Raw genomic sequence first — 25,490 nt, 5'->3', positions numbered from 1 at the left:
ATGGTACTGCCGCTTTTTCTCGTAGCGTTTCTTGCCGGATGTGGTACGGATGATACCTTACCGGAAACGGGCAATTCGTCCGTTCCGGGCAACTCTGGTACACCTTCATCCGAAGTGGAACTTGTCAGTGAAACGACTCCCATCCCTGACGGATACGAACAGGAAGCGGAACAGCGTGGTAACGTCATCCGCATAGACTACGACACAAAGGACTATGCGGAAGGCAGTGGCGCGGCACGGACAAACACGGCATACGTCTATCTGCCCTACGGCTATGACGGGCAGGAACGGTACAACATTATGTACCTCGTTCACGGGCATTACGGCACGGCTTCCACCTATTTCGAGACAGAAAACGGTATGCTCCGCAAACTACTTGACCAGATGATTGCCCACGGCGATATCGACCCGATGATTGTCGTCACACCTACCTACAACTACGGCCAGCCCACAGCCAATTATACGGATGCCGACCCGTATTGCCGTGCTTTGCCGCAGGAATTGGTGAACGACCTGATTCCCGTGGTAGAAAGCCGATACCGTACATACGCTGAAACCACGGATGCGGAAGGCATCGAGGCTTCCCGTGAACATCGTGCCATCGGCGGTTTCTCAATGGGTGCGGTTACGACTTGGTATGCCTTCGACGAGACACTCGATGCGTTCAAGTGGTTTATGCCCATTAGCGGTGACTGCTGGTCGTTGGGCAGGTTTGCCGGAATGAACCGCCCCGATGAAACGGCGGCTTATCTGGCAGACAAGGTACGGCAATCCGCATACGCCGGAACGGGTTTCTATATTTGGGCGGCGAGCGGAACAAGTGATTCGGCATACAGCGAGACCTTGCTGCAAATTGAAGGGATGGCACGTCTGCCGGAAGTGTTCCATACGGGCAATATGACTTTCCACGAAAAAGAAGGCGCACGGCACGAATACCGTCCGACGATGGAATACATCTACAATGCGCTTCCGTTCTTTTTCCCGAAAAATGATGAATGACATAATAAAGAAAAATAGAAAAGATGAACAGTTTTACCTATCAATATCCCGTCCGCCAGCATTTTGGCAAAGGATGTGCGGAGAGCGCCATCAAAGAAGAAATGAACCGTGTAGGCAAGAACGTGCTGCTGGCCTACGGCGGCGGATCGTTGAAACGCACGGGATTGTATGACAAGATGGTGGATTGGCTGCACGAATGCGGCAAGAATGTGACGGACTTCGGAGGCATTATGCCCAATCCGACATACGCCAAAGTACAGGAAGGCGCAAGGATTGTGCGCGAGCAGGGCATAGACTTCATCCTTGCCGTGGGCGGAGGGTCGGTCATCGACTGCTGCAAGATAGTGTCTGCACAAGCGAAACTAAATGAGGACATCTGGGAGATGCAGTACGCAAAGCATCAATATCCTACGGAGTTCGTGCCGATGGGCGCTGTCGTCACGGCATCTGGAACCGGAGCCGAGCAGAACAACGGGGCGGTCATCACCCACACCGAAAAGAAGCTGAAACAGCCGCTGGTTGGGGCTTACCACAACTTCGCCGTCTTGGACAGCGACTTGACGAAAACCCTTCCGATGGGACAAGTCATCAGCGGGCATTCGACACATTGAGCCACTGTATGGAAACCTATATGGGCAAGCCGCAGACGGACAACCTCTCTGATGAAATCAACGAGGCGGTGATGCGCAACGTCATCAAGAACCTCCGTACCCTGATAGCCGACCCGGACAACGACTTTGCCCGTGGCGAACTGATGTGGGACTCTGCCCTTGCCGAAAACAGCCTGCTGAAGTTGGGCAAGCAGACCGACTTCCAATGCCATATGCTGGAACATGCCGTGGGTGCTTACACCGACTGCAACCACGGTCGGGCATTGGCAGTCATCCATCCCTCGCTCTACCGTCACTTGCTGAATGAAGGCAAGGAGAAGCTGGCGCGTATGGCAGAACGGGTGTGGAATGTGAAAGGCGATATCGTAGAACAGACCGCCGCCCTTGGCATCGATGCGCTCGAAGCCTTCATTAAGGAAATAGGCCTACCTACCCGTTGGAGCGAGTTGGGCATTACAGACGAGAGCGTGCTTCGTGCTGCTGCCGACACCTGCCTGCTGATGCCGGGATGTTGCAAGCAGTTCACACGGGATGAATTGTTTGAGGTGTTGAAAGAGTGTAAATAATATAATGTGGAATTTATCAAATAAGAAGAAAATGAAAACAACCTGTTTATCAAAGCTTATGGCAGCATCCGCTTTGCTGCTTGGTATGCTTGTCCTGCCTTCGTGCGGAGATTCGGAAAGCAACATTGCGGAAGAACCGGGTACGGAAATCGACGGTGGAGAGAACGATACCATTGCCAGTAATTTCGACCATGAAGTGACCCAACCTGCACCGGGCGGCGACACTTCCGATGGAGGTCCGCAGGCGGTATCCCATATCACATCGGTTGCCGGAGTTCCGCTTGTCAGGCTGAACAATGGTATTATGATGCCCCGTTTCGGACTGGGAACCCAAGTGCAGAGTATGGAAGGTGCCAGCCAGCGGCAAGAGCTTAACGAGACGGTCCGTGGCATGGTCATCTCGGCACTCCAGTCGGGCTATCGTCATCTGGACGATGCTATGTTCTACTACAATGAACGTGGTGTCGGCTGGGGAATAAGGGAAAGCAGCGTTCCACGGGAGGAGATATGGCTGACCAGCAAAATATCGGGAGACCTTGCGGATGCGCAGAATGCGTTTGAGGGGATGCTCCAACGGTTGCAAGTGGATTACATAGACCTTGTGTATATTCATCACCCCGCCGGCACGTTGGAAGATATACTTGCCTGTTGGCGCATAATGGAAAAGGAGTATAAGGCAGGCCGAATACGTGCGCTCGGCATCAGCAATTTCGACAACCGTATGGAAGCGTTCAACTATATTATGCAGAATGCGGTAATCAAGCCGCAAGTGGCGCAGATTGAATGCCACCCGCTTGCCCAAAGAAAAGAAGCCAGACAACTCTATGCGGACAACTATGATATTCAAGTGGAATGCTGGTATCCGCTGAACCACAACAGAAGTGACGTTGATAATGCCACACTCCGGCAGATAGCCGCCGCACACGGGAAATCGGTCTATCAGATTATCCTCCGCTGGCACATGCAGGAAGGTCTTTGTCCTGTTCCCGGTTCGACCAACCCCGACCACATCCTTGAAAACATCAGTATCTTCGACTTTGAGCTTTCCGATGAGGAAATGGCGGCCATCCGTGCCATTGACCTTGGCGATGCGGGAAGGTCGTTCAACATTTCCTATGGCGACTGGAACTTTGGAAACTTCCAAGACTACACATACGACCACACTTATACGCCTGCTGCATCGAATGAGTCCAATTAAAAGAATAAAAATGTGATGAATATGAATAGATTTTTAACTGCTGCGTTGTGTCTTTCCTTGTTTTTTTGTGGCACGATCAACGCAATGAGTAAGGTTGAGTCAAAGGTGACAGAACCTTTTACCGTAGTTGATTTCAACACGATAAAGAGTCACAACTCCAATCCTTTCGGGTTGGCCTATCAAGGAGCCATTACCAAGAACGAGCCGGGCAAGGTGAACATTCATCGCATCACCTACGAATTGAACGGTTTGACGATGGTTGCCAATGTTTATACGCCTGCCGGTTATGACACGGCGAAAACCTATCCCGCTCTTGTCGTGGCGCATCCCAACGGAGGCTGTAAGGAGCAGGTGGCAGGTCTGTACAGCCAACGGATGGCAGAGCAGGGCTACATCTGCCTTGCCTTTGATGCAGCCTATCAGGGCGGAAGCGAGGGAGAGCCGCGCAACGTGGACAAGCCTGCCAACCGCATTGAGGACATACACCGTGCCGCCGACATCTTGGCGCAATATCCCGGAGTGGACGCAAAACGCATCGGCATACTCGGAATCTGTGGCGGAGGCGGTTATACGTTGAAAGCCGCGCAGACGGACAAACGCTTCAAGGCAGTGGCCACGCTCAGTATGTTCAACTCTGGACTGGTGCGGCGCAACGGATTTCTTGATTCGCAGATGGGCGATGTGCAGGAGCGTCTTGCCGATGCCTGTGCCGCCCGTCAGAAAGAAGCCAATGGCGAAGCACCGGAATATGTGGGTGATATGAGCGGCATTTCGCCGGAGCAGGCGAAGCAGCTCCCTTTTGACCTCTATCGTGACGGCTACAAGTATTACCTCCAAACGCACGCGCATCCCGGCTCCACTTTCCGCTATACCAAGAGCAGTTTAGTGGATTTGATGGCGTTTGATGCCAGCGAGGGGATGTACCTCATCAACCAACCACTCCTGATGATGGCGGGCAGCAATGCCGATACGTTCTATATGACTGAACAATGTTTCAGCAAAGCCACGGGGACGGACAACAAGGAACTGTATCTCATCCCCGGCGCAAGACACATCCAGACGTATTGGGTGCCGGAGCACGTGGAAAAGGCGGTAGGCAAGCTGACAGAGTTCTTTGGAAAACATCTGTAATGAACTTATCTCATCCCGGACATGAGGTAGGCTCAGGTCGGACATGAGATACCCTCAAGTCCGAGGTGAGGTAGCCAAAGGTCTGACCTTTAGTAAAGCTCTCTTGCCGCTTTCGTCGAAATTGGTGCTTCAATCCGTAATCTGTGTATGGACGCGCCACGGCGGAGGCGGTATTTTTGTATCAAGACATAAAACAAATAGTAATGAACGATATACGGACATTTACCATAGACGAGTTTAACAAACAGATGCGGCAGCCGACGTTGCACCCGGAAGTGGCCGTCATCGACCCGGCACGCTTGGAGGACGACGGCACATTATGCTTTACGGGCAACTTCTACGCCATCCGCTTTGTCCAGACACGATGCGGCGAAGCGCGTTATGGCAGAAAGTGCGCCGATTTCCAATATGGCACGCTGGTATTTACGAAGCCGGGCGACATCGTGTGCATCAGCCGGGAGGATGCCGTGGACGGAAGCATATCCGGTATTTTGTTCCACCCGGAGCTGTTCAGCACCAAAAGCCTTGTGTTCAAGAAAACCGACTATACGTTCTTCGATTACCGGGAGAACGAGTCTTTGCACCTTTCCTTGCAAGAGAAGCGCATCGTGCAAGACCGTCTGGAACATCTCCACGAGGAACTGCGGCGCGATATTGACCGCCACAGCCTACGCCTTGTATCTGCCGGGCTGGAACTGCTGTTGGACTACTGCGTTCGTTTCTATGAACGGCAATTTGCCTGCCGCACCGACATTGACGGGGAATATATGGAGAAGCTGGACAAAACGCTTTCCCAATATTTTTCATTATGCGGACAAAAGTCTGTGGAAGGCGGTATAAGTAAGGTAGAATCCGCTTTGTCCTCCCTTTCACCTGCGTACTTGAACGACTTTGTACGGGCAGAAACCGGGAAAATGCTTGCCGAATATATACGCATCAGAATGATGGAGTACATCAAAAAGCGTGTCCACAAGGAAGGCTGTCCGTTGGAACAGGTTGCCGGAGAGTTCGGCTTCTATCAGCCACGCCTGTTGGCTCTTTTATATCGGCAGGTATTCGGATGCCAACCTGAGCACTATCTATTGACCCCGGATTATAAACTAAATTGATAACGATATGTACCCGCAAATTATTTGTCACGTAATGGGTTCCGTGGATGGTCGGCTGCTGACTGACCGCTGGACGGAACCATATAATGGGAAGAGCAAAGGCGAACTGATGGGCATCTATGCCGCCATCGGTCGCCAACTAAATACCGACGTTTGGATGTTCGGCAAGAACACGTTGTGTGAAGGCTATTTCCCAAAGAAATTTCATACGCAGGACACCACGCCGTTAGCTCATCCTGCACCGTTTATTGCCGAGCGCACTTCAACCCGTCTCTTTGTGGTAGCCGACCCGGATGCGGACATTCTCTATGAATCCGCTACCGTAAGGGGCGACAGCATCGTCTGCATCCTGCCTGAAACGGCTCCTGCGTTCTATTTGGAGTATCTTCAGAAGAAAGGAATCTCCTATCTGTTTGCCGGATCAAAAGGCGATGACCTCCGCACGGCGATGCATACATTGGCGGAGACCTTTGGCGTGGAATCACTCTCGCTGCAAGGCGGAGGCATCATAGACGGTGCGTTCCTGCAAGCCGGACTGATAGACGAGTTGAGCCTTGTCATATATCCGGGCATCGACGGTTCAGCAGGCTCCACATCCATCTTCCATTATATTGGCAAAGGAAATCCCTCGCAAGGGCAGTCGCTTGAACTGCTATCTGTGAAAGAGATGGAGGACGGGGTGGTTTGGTTACGATATAAATTCCATAAAAACAGTTGAGAAGTATGTTACGCAAAATCAGACTGACGCTTGCCGTCCTGTTCTTCACCGCCGTCACGCTGTTGTTCCTCGACTTCACGGGGACGCTGCACGCTTGGTTGGGCTGGACGGCCAAAATACAGTTCCTGCCTGCGCTCTTGGCGTTGAATGTGGGAGTTGTGGTGTTCCTCGTGCTGCTGACACTTGCCTTCTGACGGGTGTACTGCTCAATCATTTGTCCATTAGGCGTGATGCAGGACATCATCGCTTGGGTGGGCAAGAAACAGAAAAAGACTGATTTTTCATTACATCCTGAGATATAGAGGAATTTTTCCAGTTTAAGTCCGGCCATTAGTTATTTTATTTAATGAAATATTGCGATTTGTTGATATTTTAATGTTACTTTGTCTGCGTTGAAAATTAATCAAGCTATGGAATATACTTTTGAAATTTGTGCCAATTCGGTGGAAAGTTGTCTTGCGGCCCAGGAAGGTGGAGCGCATCGTGTTGAACTCTGTGCCTCAATGCCTGAAGGAGGAACAACTCCTTCAATAGGGGAGGTCAGACTTGCCAGACGGTTGCTGGATATAAAACTGCACGTCATAATACGTCCGCGCGGGGGAGACTTTGTCTATTCTCCATTGGAGTTGGATATAATGGAAGAGGATATACGTGCTGTGAAAGCGGCGGGTGCTGATGGAGTGGTGTTCGGCTGTCTGACTCCTGAAGCTGAACTTGACATGCCTGCAATGACACGTTTGGTTAAGGCGTCTGAAGGAATGAATATTACATTCCATCGGGCATTCGATTATGTTCGCCATCCGGCTGAAGTTATGGAAAGCCTTATCGGGATGGGAGTGTCAAGAATACTTACTTCCGGTCAGCAACCTACAGCCGCCGAGGGAGCAGAGTTGCTTGCATCGCTTGTGAAACAGTCTGCCGGCAGGATTATTATAATGCCTGGCTGCGGAGTTAATGAAGGAAATATTCGCGAACTGGCTACTAAAACTGGTGCATCGGAATTCCATTTCTCCGCACGTGAGAATAAGGAAAGCCGGATGCTGTATCGCAATCCGGCTCTGTCTATGGGTGGAACGGTGACGGTAGATGAGTATCTCACTCCGGTGACTACCGCTGCCCGTGTAAGAAACACAATTGGTGCGCTTACAGACCGTTGATTGTTCTGATAAGCTGTTCGCCTGTTCCTATGGTGTAACCGTCAATCTGGAAGACAACACGGTTGAATGTATCGCCGATAATGAATATTGGCAGATTGCCTCCGTTTGAGAGTTTCATGTTCTGTGAAATCTCGTTTCTTATAGCATTGTTGGTGTCTATACCGTAAACAATATTTGAAGGAAGATTTGGAAAATCGGTTGGAGAGAATTTTCTGTAAGACTTTTCGTCAGGGAATAACAGTATCATTTTGCGTCCCCATTTTTCAAATTCTTCCTTTTTGATTTCTATATCTTTCAGCGCGTGGTTTGTAGGTTCCTGACCGGTACCCAATATGCCGACAACGAAATATCCTCTTCCTGTTGTAGAGAGTATGGATGTTTCTGTTTTTGTGGTGATATCGGTGTATTTCAGTTCGGAGTTGAAATTGCCGATAACTCTTATTTCTTCAGCATTGTCGCGCATGGTCAGTTCTATTTTTGTTTCTTTATCTTTTTCTACAGTGAAGAATGAAACATTACTCATGACACTTCCGTTTGCCAGACGGCTGCCGGTAGTGAGCATATAGTATCCTTCTTCAATTTTAAGACCGTTTTTCAGCAATGAACTCCATGTTGCATTTTCAGGATAGTTCAGCAGTTTGAAACTGCCTTCCTCATATTTTGATATTGTGAAGTGGGTATAATATTTCGGATCGTTCAGTCTCGGGATAGGCTTGTATGTGGCTTTCAGCGTGCCTTCCGGAGTTTTTGAAGTTTCTGATATTTCGAAGTCAACCTGATGAGTTTTGCCATTGTCTGTATAATAGATATTTCCTGTTACGGCGTCTTTCCATGCCGGTATGTTGAGGCTTCTGGCAGCTGCCACAAAGAATATTTCGCATGATTGGGAATCTACAACCCTGCATCTCCATGTTCCTATAGGTGATGTAGGAGCACCGCCTTTGTTCAGGTCATTTCTTACGGTAATGCTGTCCGAGCACCATTTTACAAGAGTTTGAGGATTTGATGTGAATTCAGATTTCAGACTTTCCGGAATTTCTTTCTGCAGGAATGAACGGTAGGGGGTGAGAAGTTCATTATCTACACGCGGACAAAGCACATATTCCGCACTGGCGTCGTTCGGAGTATTGTAGAGGTGGTCTTCAAGAACACTGCATGGTGTATCTCTCAAGTCTTTGTCGGTGATGTTCTTTAATAACTCTATCGCTTTTTTGTACATTTCGTTTTTTGAGGAATTACTCAGGAATTCCATGATTTCAGCATAATTACCTCTTGACTTGATGATGAATCCTTCTATATCTTCGTTTTTCAGACTGTTTTCTTTGGCGAACTTATCGATGCTCTCCCTGTTTGAGAATGTAGCTATATAGGCATTTCTGATGGAATCTTCATGATGTAGTCTTATATCATTCTCGTTGCGTTGTTCTTCTGTTACGGACGGTAGTTTGGTATTCTCTGCAGGAGGCACTATATCCATATTTTCACAATAGGCATCATTTACATTGTGTCCCAGAATGATTTCTACTGTCTTTTCTTTTCCGAATGATACTTTTCTAAAACCGAACTTATCACCATTAGAAACATATACCATCATGTCGCCAAGACCGGCTGATAGTGAAACCTGTCCCTGTGCATTGCTTTTCTGCTTATATACAGTGAAGAATTCTGCATAGTTGTATAGTTTGAACTCTACGTTCGCTCCTTCTACAGCATTTCCTTTGTCGTCTTTTACTGTAACGGTGACAGACGATTTGTCTGCATAATTTTCTATGATGTTTATTTCTGTATAGTTGGCAGTCTGAATCATCTTTTCTTCTTTTCCGCTGTACGATCCGAATACTTTTGTGTGCATAAGCATTCCTCTGCTTGCGGGCGAGTTGAACCATCCCAGGTTAAGTATAGGTTCCGGTTCGCATGCTCCGAGAAAACACCATTTGCCGTCCACCCATGCTTCTACCCATGCATGGTTGTCGTCTGTGTGTGCCCAACGGGGTGTATATACCTGGCGTGCCGGGATGCCTATGGCACGGAGTGCTGCGACAAGTAGTGTAGATTCTTCACCGCATCTTCCGTAGGCTGTCTTTATTGTAGCCAGTGGAGAACTTGTACGGCTGTCGGATGGAGTATAAGTGGCTTTCTCATGGCACCAGTGGTTGGTTTCGAGTACGGCATCATGCATTGACAGATTTTTTACTCTTGGCCATAATTCGTTCTGAAAATATGCTCTCGAATTGTCAAGATTTTCGTTGTTGACTCTTATGGGGAGTACAAAGTGTCTGAAGATATCTTCGGGAATACTCTTTCCCCATGATGAGGCTTCTCTTATCTTGAATGAAAGACGGATATTTTCAAGGAAGAAATCACCGGAATTGTCTGCTATGTCGCTTAGTGGCATATAGGCATAAAGAAACTGTAATGCTTCTTTTTCTTGGGCAGTCATTTCTGTATTGAATATTTCGAACAGATTTCCGTTTTTCAGTATTGTCTTTTTTTCTGCAAAGTCGTTTTCTACCTTTAATCTGTAGTCCGAATCGTTTATGAAATGTTTTTCATTGTGGCAACCTGTCAGCAGACATGCTGAAGCCAGGCTTAGCGAAAAGAATAGATGTCTTAACATAATTGTGTTTTTGTTAGTTGATTTCTGGGTAAAGATATAACATTTACAGTAATTTATTTCATAAAAACAAAAAATCCTGCAAAGAGAAAGCTTCGCAGGATTTTATATTGGAATTAATATTGTTTTTATAGAGGCTTGTACTCAACGAATGCTTCCATTGCTTCGTAACATGCCAATCCCAATCCGTCGTAAAGAGATGCAGTTCCGCGGTTACGGTCTTCACTTCTTTGCCAGAACAGACGTTCGTCGTTGCCAAGGAATGGAGCACTTTCCATCTGTGACTGGTGTTTTAGGATTGAGTTACGTTTTGCACGCAATTCTTCAGGACTCAGAGGAACAGCCATTTCGATGTTCTCTATTTCCCATTCTGCCCATGCTCCACGATACATCCATATTCTGCAGTCTTTAAGCCATTCGGCTCCGGCATTCTTTTCTTCGTCGATAGCTGCAAATACGGCATCAGTACATACCCTGTGAGTTCCATGAGGGTCGGCCAAATCGCCTGCCACATAAATCTGATGAGGTTTTACTTCTCTAAGAAGGTTAAGTACTATTTCAATGTCAGGAAGGCTGATAGGGTTCTTTTCAATCTTACCGGTTTCGTAGAATGGAAGGTCGAGGAAGTGACATCTTGACAAAGGAATATTGTTGTATGTACATGCTGTACGTGCTTCACCTCTACGGATGAGTCCTTTGATGGTAAGAATGTCTCTTGAATCCATGTCGCCTTCTTTCTTTTCGGCAAAGAACTTCTTTATTTCGGCGTACTTGTCGCTGATAGTCTGGTTCTGGTTGTCGTCGAACAACTGATTGAAACCATTGATGAAGTGCATGAATCTTACAACTTCTTCATCGCCTACGGCAATATTTCCTGAAGTCTGGTATGCTACGTGTACTTCATGTCCCTGCTGAACAAGTCGTCTCAGTGTTCCACCCATTGAAATGACATCATCGTCTGGGTGTGGAGAGAATACGATAACTCTTTTAGGGAATGGTTTTGCTCTTTCAGGACGGTAAGTGTCGTCAGCGTTAGGCTTTCCGCCCGGCCATCCTGTGATAGTGTGCTGAAGGTCGTTGAATACCTTGATGTTTACATTGTATGCAGAACCGTAAAGAGCAAGAAGTTCACTCAGACCATTGTCATTGTAATCCTTGTTGGTCAGTTTCAGGATAGGTTTGCCTAATGTCTGGCACAACCAAACAATAGCGCTTCTGATAAGCTTGTTATTCCATTCGCAGTTTGTAACCAGCCAAGGGCGTTGTATTCTTGTCAGATAAGCTGCGGCAGCAAGGTCTGTGCATACCACTGCATTTGTGTGCATCTGAAGGTATGAAGCAGGCAGTGTGTCTGTAATTTTTTCTTCTACAGTCTTGCGTATGATTTCTGCTTTGTCCTCACCCCATGCTAGCAGGAATACCTTTCTTGCGCCAAGAATGGTTTTGATACCCATTGTAATGGAGCAAGGAGGGAGATTGTCAACACCAAGATTGTGAGCCGCTTCCGAACGTGAAGTACTGTCAAGCAAAATCAGGCGTGTAGATGAACTGGCTTGTGAACCAGGTTCATTCATACCTATGATTCCTTTTCTTCCTATTCCAAGTATAGCGATATCTATACCTCCGAATGTCTGTATTCTTTGTTCGTATAGTCTGCAATGGTCGATGATGGCATCCTGTGGAATACTGCCCTCCATTGTGAAGATATTCTGTCTGTCGATGTCAACCTGAGAGATGAACTGTTTCATCAGATGGCTGAAAGTACTTCCTGCACCTTCGTTTACAGGGTAGAATTCATACAGGTTGAATAAAATTACATTTCTGAAGCTTACGCCTTCGTCTTTATGACGGCGAATCAGCTCTGTGAACAATGGGCGTAGTGATGAGCCTGTACCTAATGCTATTGTACAGAATTTTCCTTCACGCTGTCTGTCCTGTATCTTTGCTATTATTTCATCTGAAATATGCTGTGTTCCTTCGTCCATGGATTCGAAAATATTTGTTGTAATTTTTTCGAATCTTGTGATTACCGAACGTTCAACAGCATTTTCAGGCTTGTAATAGCGTGTTGATACATTGTTCATTGAGATTTGCGATGTTAGGTTTGTACGCATAAACTCTCGTTTTTTTAAGTTATTAAAGATTGTTTTTTTCTATATCCTTAAAGTATTTGTATGTACCTACTTTAAGTTCGTCTGTAGCAGCTTCGTCGCATACGATGATACCGTGCTGGTGCATCTGCAAAGCACTGATAGTCCACATCTGTGTGATACCGCCTTCTACTGCATGCTGCAATGCGCGTGCTTTGTTGTGTCCGTTACAGATAATCAATACTTCTTTTGCTGAAAGAACTGTTCCTACACCTACAGTAAGAGCTGTCTTAGGAACTTTGTTTACATCATTGTCGAAGAAACGTGAGTTTGCGATGATAGTATCTGTAGTAAGAGTCTTTACGCGTGTACGTGATGTAAGTGATGAACCCGGTTCGTTGAATGCAATGTGTCCGTCAGGACCGATACCGCCAAGGAACAAATCTATACCACCGAATTTTTCGATTTCCTTTTCGTAGTTGGCACATTCAGCTTCAAGGTCAGCTGCGTTACCGTTCAGTATATGTATATTCTCTTTACAGATGTCTATATGATTGAAGAAGTTATTGAACATGAAAGAGTGATAGCTTTCAGGGTGTGATTCAGGAAGGCCTACGTATTCGTCCATGTTGAATGTAACGACGTTCTTGAATGATACCTTACCCTGTTTGTTCAGTTCAATCAGAGCTTTGTACATTCCAAGTGGAGATGAACCTGTAGGAAGACCCAAAACGAAAGGTTTTTCTTTTGTAGGATTAGCTGCATTGATTTTTTTTGCAACATAGTTTGCAGCCCAATTAGAGATTGACTGATAATCTGGTTCGATAATTACTCTCATGATTTTTTTGGTTTTATTAGTTTATAAATTTAGTTAACTATATTCTTGTAATGAAAATATTTTGATAACTATGCAAAGATACCTATCATAAATTAGAAAGGCAAATAAAAAAAAAGATTTTTTATTGGTGTGATATTAAAAAAAACTATTATTTTTGTAGCATATACTATAAAAACTATAAATATGGGACAGAGGCTATTGGATGAAATTAAGAAAGGAACTAAGAGTGCTACGATGAAACGTCGTATTATCACTCACTTTATATACAATGGTGATGCTACAATAACCGACCTTTCTAAAGATATGGATTTAAGTATTCCTACTATTACAAAACTGATAGATGAAATGTGCGAGGACGGGTATGTAGATGATAATGGTAAGTTGGAAACAAATGGTGGGCGACATCCTAATTTATATGGTCTGAATCCCGATGCAGGCTATTTCCTTGGGGTAGAAGCAGCACAGACTTATTTGAGCTTCTGTGTGGTTAATTTTAGAGGTGAAATCGTTGATTTTAAGACCAAAATACCTTTCAAACGCGAAAATACTGTTGAATGTCTGGATAAAATGTGCGACGAAATTTTGTTGTACATAGATTCGTTACCTTACAAGAAAGAAAAATATCTCAATGTTTGTTTGGGATTGCACGGACGAGTAAATCCTGTGACAGGATGTAGCTATGGAACATTCAATTTTGCACAGACACCAATCAGCGAAATGATTACCGACAGGATTGGAATCAATGCCTGTGTTGATAATGACAGTAGGACTACTGCTTATGGTGAGTATATGTTACATTCTGTAAAATGCCCGAAGAACCTTATTTTCATTAATATAAGTTGGGGATTGGGAATGGGTATAATAATCGACGGAAAATTATACAATGGAATGTCAGGATTTGCCGGAGAGTTTGGACATAACTTCGGATATGACAATCAGCAGATATGTCATTGTGGAAAGAAGGGATGTATAGAAACGGAAGTTTCCTGCTCTGCTTTATATAGAAAATTTATCGAAAGACTTAAAAATGGAGAAAGCTCCGTAATATTGAAAGAAAAGTCTATAGAAGAAATTGAGCTTGACGATATTTTCAATGCTGTTGACAGAGAGGATGTTCTTGCTATTGAACTCGTAGAAGAGATAGGACAAAAGCTTGGTCGTCATATAGGTGGATTGATTAATATATTCAATCCCGAACAGGTTATTATCGGCGGTGATTTGTCAAGGGTAGGAGATTATCTTCTTCATCCGGTTATTTCTGCAATCAGAAAACATACTTTGAATATGATGTATCGTGATTCGGATATCGTATTGTCCGAATTGAAAGAAAAGGCAAATGCTGTTGGAGCCGCTTTATTGTCAAGAAGTAATCTTTTTGTAATATAATTAATATTGTTATCTTTGATATTTAAGGTGAAAGCTGTCAGGTATATATGACTACTTGACAGCTTTTCTTTTATAGGTTTATTTCTTTTCTAAGATTATCCCATTTTTCAGAAAGTTCCTGCATGGAACCGAACAGAAGGTTTGCGCCTTCATCTAGCAGTGCTGAGTCTGGTAACGGTCCTGTATTTACAGCTATTGTAAATATACCTGCTGCAACTCCTGCTTTTACCCCTAGTGGTGCATTTTCTACTACAACAGCTTCGTTTGGTGCAATTCCTGCTTTTTTCAATCCCATAAGATATGGCTCAGGATTTGGTTTGCCGTATTTAACGTCGAATGCAGTAACCATGAATTCTTTTTGGAATATTCCGGGGAAATGATGGTTCAGATTGTCTATCAGTGACAGTTGTCCTGATCCTGTGACCAACACGGGCTGAAGTCCGGATTCTTTGATATTACGGAGTAAAGTATAGGCTCCCGGCATAGGTTCAGCCTTTGGGAGAGTGTTGAAAATATCACTTTTGGTTTGGTATATTTTCTTTATTTCTTCTTCATCTGCGTTGCAGCCTCTTTCGCGCATGCAGACTATATTAATAGTACTTGCTCCGGTGCGTCCCTCGTGCATGTATGCTTCTTCTTCGCTAAGATTCATACCATACATAGACATGGCTTTGTTCCATGCTTTTGCATGATTCTTCATTGAATCGAACAAAACACCGTCCATATCAAACAGGACGGCTTTTAGATTTATCTTGCTATGTCCTTTTTCCTTCAAATAGTTTTGTATTGCTTGTTCAAACATTACCTGTGCTTTATATCATTTAAAGGCACGTATTACAGCGATGCCGTAGTACGTGCCTTGTTATTTCTGTAAGTTTATGAATCTTTATTTTTTCAGACGAGCCTGAATAGCTTCTGATTCTTTTTCGTAACCAGGTTTGTTGAGCAGAGCAAACATGTTTTTCTTGTATGCTTCAACTCCAGGCTGGTTGAATGGGTTTACTTCGAGGATATATCCGCTGATACCACAAGCTTTTTCGAAGAAGTAAATCAACTGTCCGATGTAGTATTCGTTCAATGCAGGAACAGATACTCTCATGTTTGGAACACCACCGTCAACGTGTGCCAACTGAGTACCAAGTTCTGCCATCTTGTTTACTTCGTCAACTCTCTTGCCTGCAAGGAAGTTAAGTCCATCAAGGTTCTGTTCATCTGTAGGAACACGCAATTCGTGGTTAGGAGTTTCTATAGATACTACTGTTTCGAAGATAGTACGTTCGCCTTCCTGAATCCACTGACCCATTGAGTGAAGGTCTGTTGAGAAGTCAACTGAACTTGGGTAGATACCTTTACCGTCCTTACCTTCAGATTCGCCGTAAAGCTGTTTCCACCATTCGTTGAAGTAATGTAGTTTTGGCTGGAAGTTAACCAAAATTTCAATCTTCTTGCCGTTGCGGTAGAGCTCGTTACGAGTTGCAGCATAAAGGGCAGCAGGGTTTTCGTACATATTTTCGTTAGCACAAACTTCTTCCATTTTGCGTGCACCTTCAACTAGCTTTTCGATGTCGATGCCTGCTACTGCGATAGGAAGCAAACCTACCGGAGTAAGAACAGAGAAACGTCCGCCTACGTTGTCAGGGATGATGAATGATTTGTAGCCTTCGTTGTCGGCTGTTACACGTGCAGCACCTTTCTTTGCGTCTGTAACGGCTACGATAACCTTGCGTGCCATTTCCTTGCCGCGCTGGTCTTCGCACTGCTTTTTAAGAAGACGGAAAGCAAGAGCAGTTTCTGTTGTAGTACCTGATTTTGATATGTTGATTACACCGAATTTCTTGTCTTTCAAGAAGCTTGTCAGTTCATAAAGATAGTCTTCGCCGATGTTGTGTCCTGCGAAAACGATAGTAGGTTCGCCTGCTTTCTTTTCTTTCAACCACTGGAAGCTGTCAGACATAGCTTCGATAACGGCACGTGCACCAAGATAGCTACCACCGATACCTGCAACAACCACTACTTCGCAGTTTTCACGAAGAACAGCTGCTGTAGCTTTGATGTCTTCGATATGTTCTTTTGTTATAGAAGATGGAAGGTGAAGCCAGCCCAGGAAGTCGTTTCCAAGTCCTGTACCTTTTTCAAGAGTTTCCATATAAGTCTTAACCAATGGCTCGTAAGAAGCCAATTTGCCTTCTGCCATGAAGCTGGCAGAATTTTCGATGTTTAATTTAATATTTTCCATATTCAAAAGTTTATCTGAATGAGTCTGTTAAAAGCTTTATTTCTATCATAGGATTTATGCGTTCGTACAATATGTTATAGACAGCATCAACTATAGGCATATTAACGTGTAAATGTTTGTTCAGTTCCTTGATACATTTTGTTCCGTAATAACCTTCGGCAATCATTTCCATTTCTATCTGTGCACTTTTCACAGAGTATCCTTTTCCTATCATCGTACCGAAAACACGGTTGCGGCTGAAATTGGAATAGCTTGTCACCAGCAAGTCGCCAAGATAGGCAGAATCGTTGGTGCATCTGTCCACTGGATGTACTGTATTCAGGAAACGGTTCATTTCTTGAATAGCGTTGGAAATTAGTACCGCCTGGAAATTGTCTCCGTATTTCAGACCGCTGCATATACCTGCTGCAATAGCATAAACGTTTTTCAATACTGAAGCATATTCAATACCAGCCACATCGGTGTTTACTGAAGTTTTAATGTAATGACCTGCCAGTTGTTGTGCAAAGATTTTTGCCTTTTCAATGTCCTTACAGCCAACGGTAAGGTAAGAAAGGCGTTCAAGTGCCACTTCCTCTGCATGGCACGGACCTGCCAATACGGCAATGTTTTCTTCAGGAACATCATATACCTTATTAAAATAGTCAGAAACAATAAGGTTCTCGTCAGGAACAATACCTTTTATGGCTGTCACTATGAATTTGTCCTTGATTTTTGTTTTCAGTTTCTTTAGATGACTTTTAAGGTAAGGTGATGGAGTAACGAAAATCAGTGTGTCTGATTCTCTTACTACCTTATTTATATCTGATGAAAAGTTGATATTCTTTACGTTGAAGCGTACACTGGTCAGATAAGCCGGATTATGCCCGAGACGTTTGAAATCTTCTATTCTGTCGTCTCTACGCATATACCAGTTTATTGATTCGGCTTGGGTAAGAATAATCTTTGCGATAGCTGTGGCCCAGCTACCTCCTCCCATAATAGCTATTTTACCAGGGAATTTCACTTTGGTAATTGTTTTATTGGTTTTTAAGTCATAAAGTCTTTAAGTTTGTAAGTCCTGAACCAAATCAGATACTTACAAACTTAAAAACCTAAATACTTATTTTATATTCTGTATCCAATTGCTGACTTCGTCAACTGTAGGATTCTTAAGCTCAAGTTTATACTTCTTGTTTACTCCGCAGATGTCCATGTGAAGTTTCTGAGGATTTACGTCCTTCATGTCGGCTACCATGTTGTATCCGGCTTTCTGGATCAGTGCTACCCATTCTTCCGGAACACCTATTTCCATGAATTTAGCAGGAGCATCCTTTGGTATCACCTTTTCAGGTCTCATCTGAGGGAAGAATAATACTTCCTGTATTGTGCTCTGACCAGTCATAAGCATAACCAGACGGTCCATACCGATACCCATACCTGATGTAGGAGGCATACCGTATTCAAGTGCACGAACGAAGTCCTTGTCGATAATCATAGCTTCGTCGTCTCCCTTTTCGCTAAGTCTCATCTGCTCTTCGAAACGTTCAAGCTGGTCGATAGGGTCGTTAAGCTCTGAGTAAGCGTTACACAATTCCTTACCGTTAACCATAAGTTCGAAACGTTCTGTCAAGTCAGGATTGCTGCGGTGACGTTTAGTAAGCGGAGACATTTCGATAGGGTAGTCAGTGATGAATGTAGGCTGTATGTAGTTGCCTTCGCAGAATTCGCCGAAGATTTCGTCGATAAGCTTGCCTTTACCCATAGTATCGTCAATTTCCATATTGAGCTTCTTGCAAACTTCACGAATCTGGTCTTCGTTCATACCTGTAAGGTCATAGCCTGTGAATTCCTTGATAGAATCAAGCATAGTCACACGCTTGAATGGAGCCTTGAAGTTGATGATATTGTCGCCCACCTTCACTTCTGTAGTACCGTTTACGTCAAGACAGATCTTTTCAATCATGTTTTCAGTAAATTTCATCATCCAGTTGTAGTCCTTGTATGCTACATAGATTTCCATACAAGTGAACTCTGGATTGTGTGTACGGTCCATACCTTCGTTACGGAAGTTCTTACCGATTTCGTAAACACCTTCGAAACCACCAACGATAAGACGTTTCAGGTATAGCTCGCTGGCGATACGCATGTACAAAGGAATGTCAAGCGCATTGTGGTGAGTGATGAACGGACGTGCAGCCGCACCACCTGCGATAGCTTGAAGAATAGGAGTTTCAACTTCGATATAGCCTTTAGAGTTGAAGTATTCGCGCATTGAATTGTAAACTTTGTTGCGCTTGAGGAATATGTCTTTCACTCCGTCGTTTACCACGAGGTCAACATAACGCTGGCGGTAACGGAGTTCAGGATCTTCGAACTTGTCGTAAGCCACTCCATCTTTATATTTTACGATAGGAAGCGGTTTGATTGATTTAGATAGAACTGTAAGTTTCTTTGCGTGGATTGAGATTTCACCCATCTGAGTGCGGAATACGAAACCTTCGATACCGACAAAGTCGCCCAAATCAAGTAAACGTTTGAAAACTACATTGTATAAATCCTTATTTTCATCAGGACAGATGTCATCGCGAGTGATATAAACCTGAATACGGCCTTTGGAATCTTGTAATTCAATGAAAGAAGCTTTACCCATTACACGGCGTGACATAATACGTCCGGCTACAGAAACCATGCGAGGTTCTGCCTCATCGTCTTTGAATTCATCTTTTATATCAGTAGAAAATGCGTTTGTTACATACTCTGCTGCAGGATACGGGTCTATGCCCATAGCTCTCATCTCATTCAGACTGTTGCGTCTGATAATTTCCTGTTCACTTAGTTCTAATACGTTCATTTCTTATATATTAACTATATTTTGGTACAAAAATAAGAAACATTTCGGAATATATTAATATATGTATGATACTTTTTGCTTAAATAACCCTATGTGTGTCTCTTTTGAAATCTTTTTTATTGTGCCAAATGTCCTCTTCTGCTATCAAAAGTATTCAAATGTTTGCAAATGTCAAATAAAATGTCGTAATTTTTTGTGAGTTATCATTAAATTGTTACCTTTGGGCTCTTCTAAATGTGAAAAGCATGAAAATAGTTATTTTACAAACGGATATTGTTTGGGCCAATCCTTCGGCCAACATCGAAAAAGCAGACGAAATTATAAACAGATATGAAGGTGTTGATATTTTCGTATTGCCTGAAATGTTTTCTACCGGTTTTTGTACTAATCCGGAAGGTATTGCGGAAAAATCCGATTCCAAAACCTTAGAGTGGATGAAACATACGGCGCAGCGCAAGAAATGTGCTATTGCCGGCAGTATAGCGTTGGAGGAAAAAGGTCAGTATTATAACAGACTCTATTTTGTACATCCAGGAGGAACAGTGGAATGGTATGACAAGAAACATTTGTTTACTTACGGTGGAGAACACAAGCACTTTACAGCCGGAACACGACGTGTTATAGTCAATTATAAGGATGTAAGGATCTTGCTGCAAATTTGTTATGACCTGCGTTTCCCTGTATGGAGTCGTAACAGGAATGATTATGATATTGCTTTCTATGTTGCAAGTTGGCCTACTCCACGTGTAGAAGCCTGGAAGATGCTTCTCAAGGCGAGAGCCATAGAAAACCAGTGTTATGTAGTGGGGGTTAACAGAGTAGGGAAAGATCCGAACTGCGATTACATAGGAGGAAGTGCCGTAATTGAACCATACGGAAAAATAATCGAAGCTTGTGAAGACGGCAAGGCTTGCGAGGCTGTTGTAGAAATAGATATGTCGGAATTGGAAGCATTCCGCAAGAAATTCCCGGTATTGAACGATGCCGATCCTTTTGAAATAGTATAACTCGAAATATGGAAAACAATAAGAAATTATTACTCTTGGGCGACCAGGCTATAGCTTTGGGAGCCATTCATGCAGGTATCTCCGGAGTATATGCTTATCCGGGTACGCCTTCTACAGAAATAACAGAATATATACAGGAACATCCTTTGGCAAAAGAACGGAAATTACACAGCAGCTGGTGTACTAACGAAAAGACCGCTATGGAAGCAGCTCTTGGAGTAAGTTATGTCGGCAAGCGTGCTTTGGTGTGTATGAAGCACGTAGGTATGAATGTATGTGCCGATGCTTTTGTCAATTCCGGTATGACAGGGACAAATGGGGGAGTTGTAGTGGTTGCAGCCGATGACCCTTCAATGCATTCGTCTCAGAATGAGCAGGATTCAAGATTTTACGGCAAGTTTGCCATGATTCCTATCCTTGAACCTTCGTCACAACAGGAAGCTTACGACATGATGCAGTATGCTTTCGAAATGTCAGAGTGCGAGGGAACTCCTGTCCTTATGAGAATTACCACACGCATGGCGCATTCGCGTGCCAATGTAGCTGTTAAAGATGAGGCTTCTGAGGTAACTTCTACAGGTAGGCCTTCTTCTCCTGCCAATTGGGTTCTTTTACCGGCAAATGCACGCCGTCGCAATAAAGAAGTGATCGGGCTTCAGCCGGTGTTGCGCCAGCTTTCTGAAGAGTCACCTTTCAATAAGGCAGAGAATATATCTTCCGAGAAGGCTGATTTGGGTATAGTAGCTTGCGGCATAGGATATAATTATGTAATGGAAAATTATCCTGACGGATGTCCTTATCCTATTGTCAAAGTATCACAATATCCTCTGCCTACAGATAAGATAATAGCTTTGGTAAACTCATGTAAGGAAATATTGGTGGTTGAAGACGGACAGCCTTTCGTGGAAGAACAGCTTCGCGGTGTATTGCCTTCACAGTATGTGGTTAAAGGACGATTGAGCGGAGCATTGCCTCGCACAGGTGAACTCAATCCTGATTATGTAAAATCCGGATTAGGTATGGATGACACAGAAGTATATCCTTCGGCTCAGAATGTAGTTCCACGTCCGCCTGCACTTTGTAATGGATGCGGACATCGTGATGTATATGACGCTCTGAATAAAGTGGCTGCCGAGTATGCCGATACAAAAATTTTCGGTGATATAGGCTGTTACACTTTAGGAGCACTTCCTCCTTTCCGTGCTTTGCACAGCTGTGTAGATATGGGTGCTTCTATCACCATGGCTAAAGGTGCAGCCGATGCAGGTCAGTTCCCTTCAATAGCCATTATCGGCGATTCTACTTTCACTCATTCCGGTATGACAGGACTTCTTGATGCTGTGAATGATAAGTCTAATATCGTTGTAGTAATTTCTGACAATCTAACCACTGCCATGACAGGCGGTCAGGATTCAGCAGGAACAAACAAGTTCGAGGCTATCTGCCTTGGTCTTGGGGTTGAGCCGGAACATGTGCGTGTAGTAGTGCCGCTGCCTAAGAACATGGACGAAATTACACGTATTATACGTGAAGAGATTGAGTATAACGGTGTATCAGTGATTATTCCACGCAGAGAATGTATGCAGACACTTAACCGTAAATTGAAACAGAAAAGAGCCGAAAAAAAATGAAAACAGATATAATTCTTTCCGGTGTGGGAGGACAAGGTATCCTCTCCATCGCAACCATAATAGGCGAGGCTGCCACACGCAGCGGACTGAATCTGAAACAGGCTGAGGTTCACGGTATGAGCCAGCGCGGTGGTGATGTTCAGTCAAACCTCCGTCTGTCTGACAAACCTATAGCTTCCGACCTTATTCCTCTTGGAGGAGCAGATATGATTATTTCTCTTGAACCGATGGAAGCTTTGCGTTATCTGCCATATCTTGCCAAGGACGGATGGATTATAACATCTTCCACTCCGTTCAAGAATATTCCGAATTATCCGGATGTTGATGCTGTAATGGCAGAGCTTAATTCTCTTCCAAATGTGGTTTCGCTTGATATTGATGCTATAGCCAAGGAAAACAATATGCCTAAATGCGGAAACGTGATTCTCTTAGGTGCGGCAGCTGCCTGTTTTAAGATTTTGGACAAGAAAACTCTTTATGACAGTATAGAACGAATTTTCGGATCCAAGGGTGAGGCTGTAGTAGAAATGAACCATCGTGCTTTTAATATAGGTTATGAGGCTGCAGCTTCCAAATGAATAATTTAAGACAAAAACTATTATGAGTAAAGTCTTCAGTAAAGAATTAGTAGAGCAGGTGGTAAAAGAGATGAAGGTTGCCGACCTACGCAATGCTACTATAGGCGATGTTCTGCTTGTGGCATCACGTCTGGAGCAGCTTACAGGCATACCTTTCATCCGTATGGACCAGGGTTCTCCGGGGCTGCCTGCCAACAAAATAGGAATTGAAGCCGAAAAGGCTGCCCTCGACAAAGGATTGGGGGCACAGTATCCCGCTGCAGCCGGAGTTCAGGAACTCAAGGATGCGGCATCTCGTTTCGTAAAGGCATTCATAAATATTGACATTTCCCCGCATGCATGTCTGCCAACTACAGGTTCTGTGGCTGCATCGTTCGGAGCATTCATAGCATGTACACAGCGCATTCCGGGAAAGGACAAGGTTCTGTTCATAGATCCAGGTTTTCCTATCCAGAAATCGCAGTTGCGTATTCTCGGTATCAAATGGAAACTTTTTGATATATATAATTATCGTGGTGAGGCTCTCCGTGCTAAACTGGAAAGCATGATGGCTGACGGAGATATAGCCGCGATAGTATATTCCAATCCGAACAATCCTGCATGGTTCTGTCTGGATGAGGATGAACTGAAGATAATAGGCGAACTTGCCACCAAGTATGATACAATAGTGATGGAAGACCAGGCATATTTCTGTATGGACTTCCGCAGTCCGTTCGGTCGTCCGTATCAGGAGCCGTACGTGCCTACAGTAGCAAGATATACCGACAATTATATCCTTATGCTTTCTGCTTCGAAAATCTTCAGTTATGCCGGTCAGCGTATCGCACTGGCATGTATTTCTGACAAGCTTTTCGACAAACAGTATCCTGCACTTGCAGAGAGATATGAGGACTCTGGAATATTCGGGCCTACATTCATTGCATCCATCATGTATATGATAACTTCCGGATGTACTGCCACAACACAGTATGCTATGGCGGAAATGCTGAATAAATCCGTTGAAGGAGTGATAGACTTCGTAGAGGATACACGTGAGTATGAACGTCGCGCACGCAGAATGAAACAGATATTTACCGACAACGGATTCAGTATTGTTTACGATTATGATGTACACCAAAAGGTTGGTGACGGTTTCTTCTTCACTTTGGGGTATCCAGGCATGACAGGAGGAGAGTTGCTCGAGGAACTTATGTATTATGGAGTCAGCAGTATTTCACTTTCCACAACAGGAAGCGATCAGCAGGGAGTACGTGCATGCACATCTCGCATGAGGGAAGAACTTTATCCTGTTCTTGAAGAACGAATGAAAGCCTTTAAGGCAGACCATCCTATATAATTACATTTGCAAATATAACATTAACGATTAAAGATAATACCCATGTTTTGGAATGAGAATAAGGAATGTATGCCTCGCGAACAGATGCGCGAGCTGCAGGGGAAAAGACTTCAGAAACTGGTGACATATGTTTATCATAATGTCCCGTTCTACAGAAAGAAAATGCAGGAGATGGACTTGTCTCCCGATGATATCCGTAGTATTGACGATATAGTGAAACTTCCTTTCACTACCAAACAGGACTTGCGTGATAACTATCCGTATGGATTGCAGGCTGCGCCCGCATCGGAGATAGTACGTGTACACGCGTCTTCAGGTACAACCGGTAATCCTACCATTGTGGGATATACACGTAAAGACCTTGCTATTTGGTCGGAAGTGATGTCACGCTGTCTTACGGCATACGGAGTTACGCGTGATGATACATTCTCGGTTAGTTACGGTTACGGACTCTTCACCGGTGGTCTGGGAGCACACTACGGGGTGGAAAATCTTGGAGCAACGGTTATACCTGCATCTACAGGTAACACAGAAAAACACATCCGTCTTATCCGCGATCTGAAGATTACCGGTATAGCATGTACACCATCGTATGCTATGTATCTGGCAGAAGTGATGGAGAAGATGGGGCTTACCAAGAATGATCTTGGTCTTCGTATCGGTGCTTTCGGTGCAGAACCGTGGACAGAAAATATGCGTAAGGAAATAGAAGAACGTCTCGGACTGAAAGGTTACAATATCTATGGTCTGAGCGAAATAATGGGACCTGGTGTATCATACGAGTGTCAGGAGCAGAATGGATCGCATATCAACGAAGACCATTTCTTCCCGGAGATAATCGACCCTAACACACTTCAGCCATTGCCTTACGGACAGCAGGGTGAACTCGTCTTTACTACGCTTACCAAAGAAGGAATGCCATTGCTCCGTTACCGTACTAAAGACCTGACATCTCTTATTGACACTCCGTGTCCGTGCGGACGTACATCAGTGCGTATGACTCCTATCATGGGACGAAGTGATGATATGCTCATTATCCGCGGTATCAATGTGTTCCCTTCACAGGTGGAAAGTGTCATCCTCGAGATGAAGGAATTCGAACCTCAGTATATGTTGATAGTTGACCGCAAAGGCAATCTTGATACTCTGGAAATACAGGTTGAAGTGCGTCGCGATTTCTTCAGCGATGATATTGGAGCAATGCTAGCCTTGAAGAAATCACTTGCCGACAAACTGAAGAGTGTACTTTCTATCAGTGCCGATGTCAAGTTGGTTGAACCTAACAGCATAGCCCGCAGTCAGGGAAAATCGAAGAGGGTGATAGATAACCGTAAGTTGGTGTAAAATAAATATGTTACAAGACTACAGTTACAAGGTGACAAGGCTCTCCATCCGGATGGCAACCTCGTCAACTTGTTAACTCGTCAACTTGTCAACTAAAGAACTCAAAAA

Annotated in this window: 19 protein-coding genes and 2 pseudogenes; 14 read left to right on the top strand and 7 right to left on the bottom strand. The window is 44.4% G+C overall.

Annotation, left to right across the window (positions count from 1 at the left end):
* The 8 genes and pseudogenes from NW213_RS08705 to NW213_RS08670 all read left to right on the top strand — a co-directional run bounded on the left by NW213_RS08705 (position 1) and on the right by NW213_RS08670 (position 7,489).
* Positions 1-999: an esterase family protein gene (locus tag NW213_RS08705; protein WP_258322504.1), complete on the top strand. Its 999-nt coding sequence runs from the start codon at positions 1-3 to the stop codon at positions 997-999.
* A gap of 23 nt (positions 1,000-1,022) precedes the next feature.
* Positions 1,023-2,176, top strand: a pseudogene (locus NW213_RS08700) (iron-containing alcohol dehydrogenase).
* Between the two features lie 31 nt (positions 2,177-2,207).
* The gene (locus tag NW213_RS08695) at positions 2,208-3,374 is read left to right on the top strand and encodes an aldo/keto reductase (protein ID WP_258322503.1); all 1,167 of its coding nucleotides are present in this window, start codon (positions 2,208-2,210) and stop codon (positions 3,372-3,374) included.
* A gap of 21 nt (positions 3,375-3,395) precedes the next feature.
* Positions 3,396-4,505, top strand: coding sequence for an alpha/beta hydrolase (locus NW213_RS08690; protein WP_258322502.1), 1,110 nt, complete (start codon positions 3,396-3,398; stop codon positions 4,503-4,505).
* Between the two features lie 203 nt (positions 4,506-4,708).
* Positions 4,709-5,614: a helix-turn-helix domain-containing protein gene (locus NW213_RS08685; protein ID WP_258322501.1), complete on the top strand. Its 906-nt coding sequence runs from the start codon at positions 4,709-4,711 to the stop codon at positions 5,612-5,614.
* Positions 5,615-5,621: 7 nt separating this feature from the next.
* On the top strand, positions 5,622-6,332 hold the full coding sequence (locus NW213_RS08680) for a dihydrofolate reductase family protein (RefSeq protein WP_071148866.1): 711 nt from the start codon (positions 5,622-5,624) through the stop codon (positions 6,330-6,332).
* 5 nt (positions 6,333-6,337) lie between these two features.
* Positions 6,338-6,631 (top strand): annotated as a pseudogene (locus NW213_RS08675) (4Fe-4S binding protein); the annotation flags it as partial.
* A 111-nt stretch (positions 6,632-6,742) separates the two neighbouring features.
* Positions 6,743-7,489 (top strand): copper homeostasis protein CutC, encoded by a 747-nt coding sequence (locus tag NW213_RS08670; RefSeq protein WP_258322500.1) that lies wholly within the window; start codon positions 6,743-6,745, stop codon positions 7,487-7,489.
* On the opposite strand, the gene NW213_RS08665 is transcribed toward NW213_RS08670, so the two are convergent.
* The 3 genes from NW213_RS08665 to nagB all read right to left on the bottom strand — a co-directional run bounded on the left by NW213_RS08665 (position 7,476) and on the right by nagB (position 13,031).
* Positions 7,476-10,106 carry a transglutaminase domain-containing protein gene (locus tag NW213_RS08665; protein ID WP_258322499.1) on the bottom strand — a complete coding sequence of 877 codons (2,631 nt, stop codon included), beginning with the start codon at positions 10,104-10,106 and terminating at the stop codon, positions 7,476-7,478. The genes NW213_RS08670 and NW213_RS08665 overlap by 14 nt on opposite strands.
* Positions 10,107-10,231: 125 nt before the next feature.
* The gene (locus tag NW213_RS08660) at positions 10,232-12,217 is read right to left on the bottom strand and encodes a glucosamine-6-phosphate deaminase (RefSeq protein ID WP_258322498.1); all 1,986 of its coding nucleotides are present in this window, start codon (positions 12,215-12,217) and stop codon (positions 10,232-10,234) included.
* A gap of 22 nt (positions 12,218-12,239) precedes the next feature.
* Complete coding sequence (gene nagB, locus NW213_RS08655; RefSeq protein ID WP_235339523.1) at positions 12,240-13,031, bottom strand: glucosamine-6-phosphate deaminase; 792 nt, start codon at positions 13,029-13,031, stop codon at positions 12,240-12,242.
* 183 nt (positions 13,032-13,214) lie between these two features.
* Here nagB and NW213_RS08650 point away from each other — a divergent pair, with 183 nt between their 5' ends.
* Entirely contained in the window at positions 13,215-14,417 is a 1,203-nt protein-coding gene (locus NW213_RS08650) for an ROK family transcriptional regulator (protein WP_154043954.1), read from the top strand.
* A 70-nt stretch (positions 14,418-14,487) separates the two neighbouring features.
* Here NW213_RS08650 and NW213_RS08645 read toward each other — a convergent pair whose 3' ends face one another.
* The 4 genes from NW213_RS08645 to lysS form a co-directional block, all read right to left on the bottom strand.
* Positions 14,488-15,219, bottom strand: coding sequence for an HAD-IA family hydrolase (locus tag NW213_RS08645; RefSeq protein ID WP_154043953.1), 732 nt, complete (start codon positions 15,217-15,219; stop codon positions 14,488-14,490).
* Between the two features lie 84 nt (positions 15,220-15,303).
* Complete coding sequence (locus NW213_RS08640; RefSeq protein WP_154043952.1) at positions 15,304-16,653, bottom strand: glucose-6-phosphate isomerase; 1,350 nt, start codon at positions 16,651-16,653, stop codon at positions 15,304-15,306.
* Positions 16,654-16,663: 10 nt separating this feature from the next.
* Positions 16,664-17,659 (bottom strand): NAD(P)H-dependent glycerol-3-phosphate dehydrogenase, encoded by a 996-nt coding sequence (locus NW213_RS08635; RefSeq protein ID WP_154043951.1) that lies wholly within the window; start codon positions 17,657-17,659, stop codon positions 16,664-16,666.
* A 96-nt stretch (positions 17,660-17,755) separates the two neighbouring features.
* A complete protein-coding gene (gene lysS, locus NW213_RS08630) occupies positions 17,756-19,486 on the bottom strand; it encodes a lysine--tRNA ligase (protein ID WP_154043950.1) in 1,731 nt (576 codons plus the stop codon).
* 245 nt (positions 19,487-19,731) lie between these two features.
* Between lysS and NW213_RS08625 the strand changes: the two genes are divergently transcribed.
* From NW213_RS08625 to NW213_RS08605, 5 genes are read left to right on the top strand one after another with little or no spacing between them, the layout of a single operon-like run.
* Positions 19,732-20,493, top strand: coding sequence for an amidohydrolase (locus NW213_RS08625; protein WP_258322497.1), 762 nt, complete (start codon positions 19,732-19,734; stop codon positions 20,491-20,493).
* Between the two features lie 8 nt (positions 20,494-20,501).
* Positions 20,502-22,124 (top strand): indolepyruvate ferredoxin oxidoreductase subunit alpha, encoded by a 1,623-nt coding sequence (locus tag NW213_RS08620; protein WP_258322496.1) that lies wholly within the window; start codon positions 20,502-20,504, stop codon positions 22,122-22,124.
* The gene (locus NW213_RS08615) at positions 22,121-22,702 is read left to right on the top strand and encodes an indolepyruvate oxidoreductase subunit beta (RefSeq protein WP_154043947.1); all 582 of its coding nucleotides are present in this window, start codon (positions 22,121-22,123) and stop codon (positions 22,700-22,702) included. Before NW213_RS08620 ends, NW213_RS08615 begins: the two co-directional genes overlap by 4 nt.
* A gap of 22 nt (positions 22,703-22,724) precedes the next feature.
* Positions 22,725-24,038 carry a pyridoxal phosphate-dependent aminotransferase gene (locus NW213_RS08610; protein ID WP_258322495.1) on the top strand — a complete coding sequence of 438 codons (1,314 nt, stop codon included), beginning with the start codon at positions 22,725-22,727 and terminating at the stop codon, positions 24,036-24,038.
* Between the two features lie 42 nt (positions 24,039-24,080).
* On the top strand, positions 24,081-25,382 hold the full coding sequence (locus NW213_RS08605) for a phenylacetate--CoA ligase family protein (protein ID WP_235339517.1): 1,302 nt from the start codon (positions 24,081-24,083) through the stop codon (positions 25,380-25,382).
* Positions 25,383-25,490: the final 108 nt, after the last annotated feature.

This window comes from Bacteroides sp. ET336 (assembly GCF_024733815.1).
GTDB lineage: Bacteria > Bacteroidota > Bacteroidia > Bacteroidales > Bacteroidaceae > Phocaeicola > Phocaeicola cellulolyticus.
The sequence above is the reverse complement of the archived record's forward strand: the minus strand, read 5'-3'. Positions and strand labels throughout refer to the sequence as shown.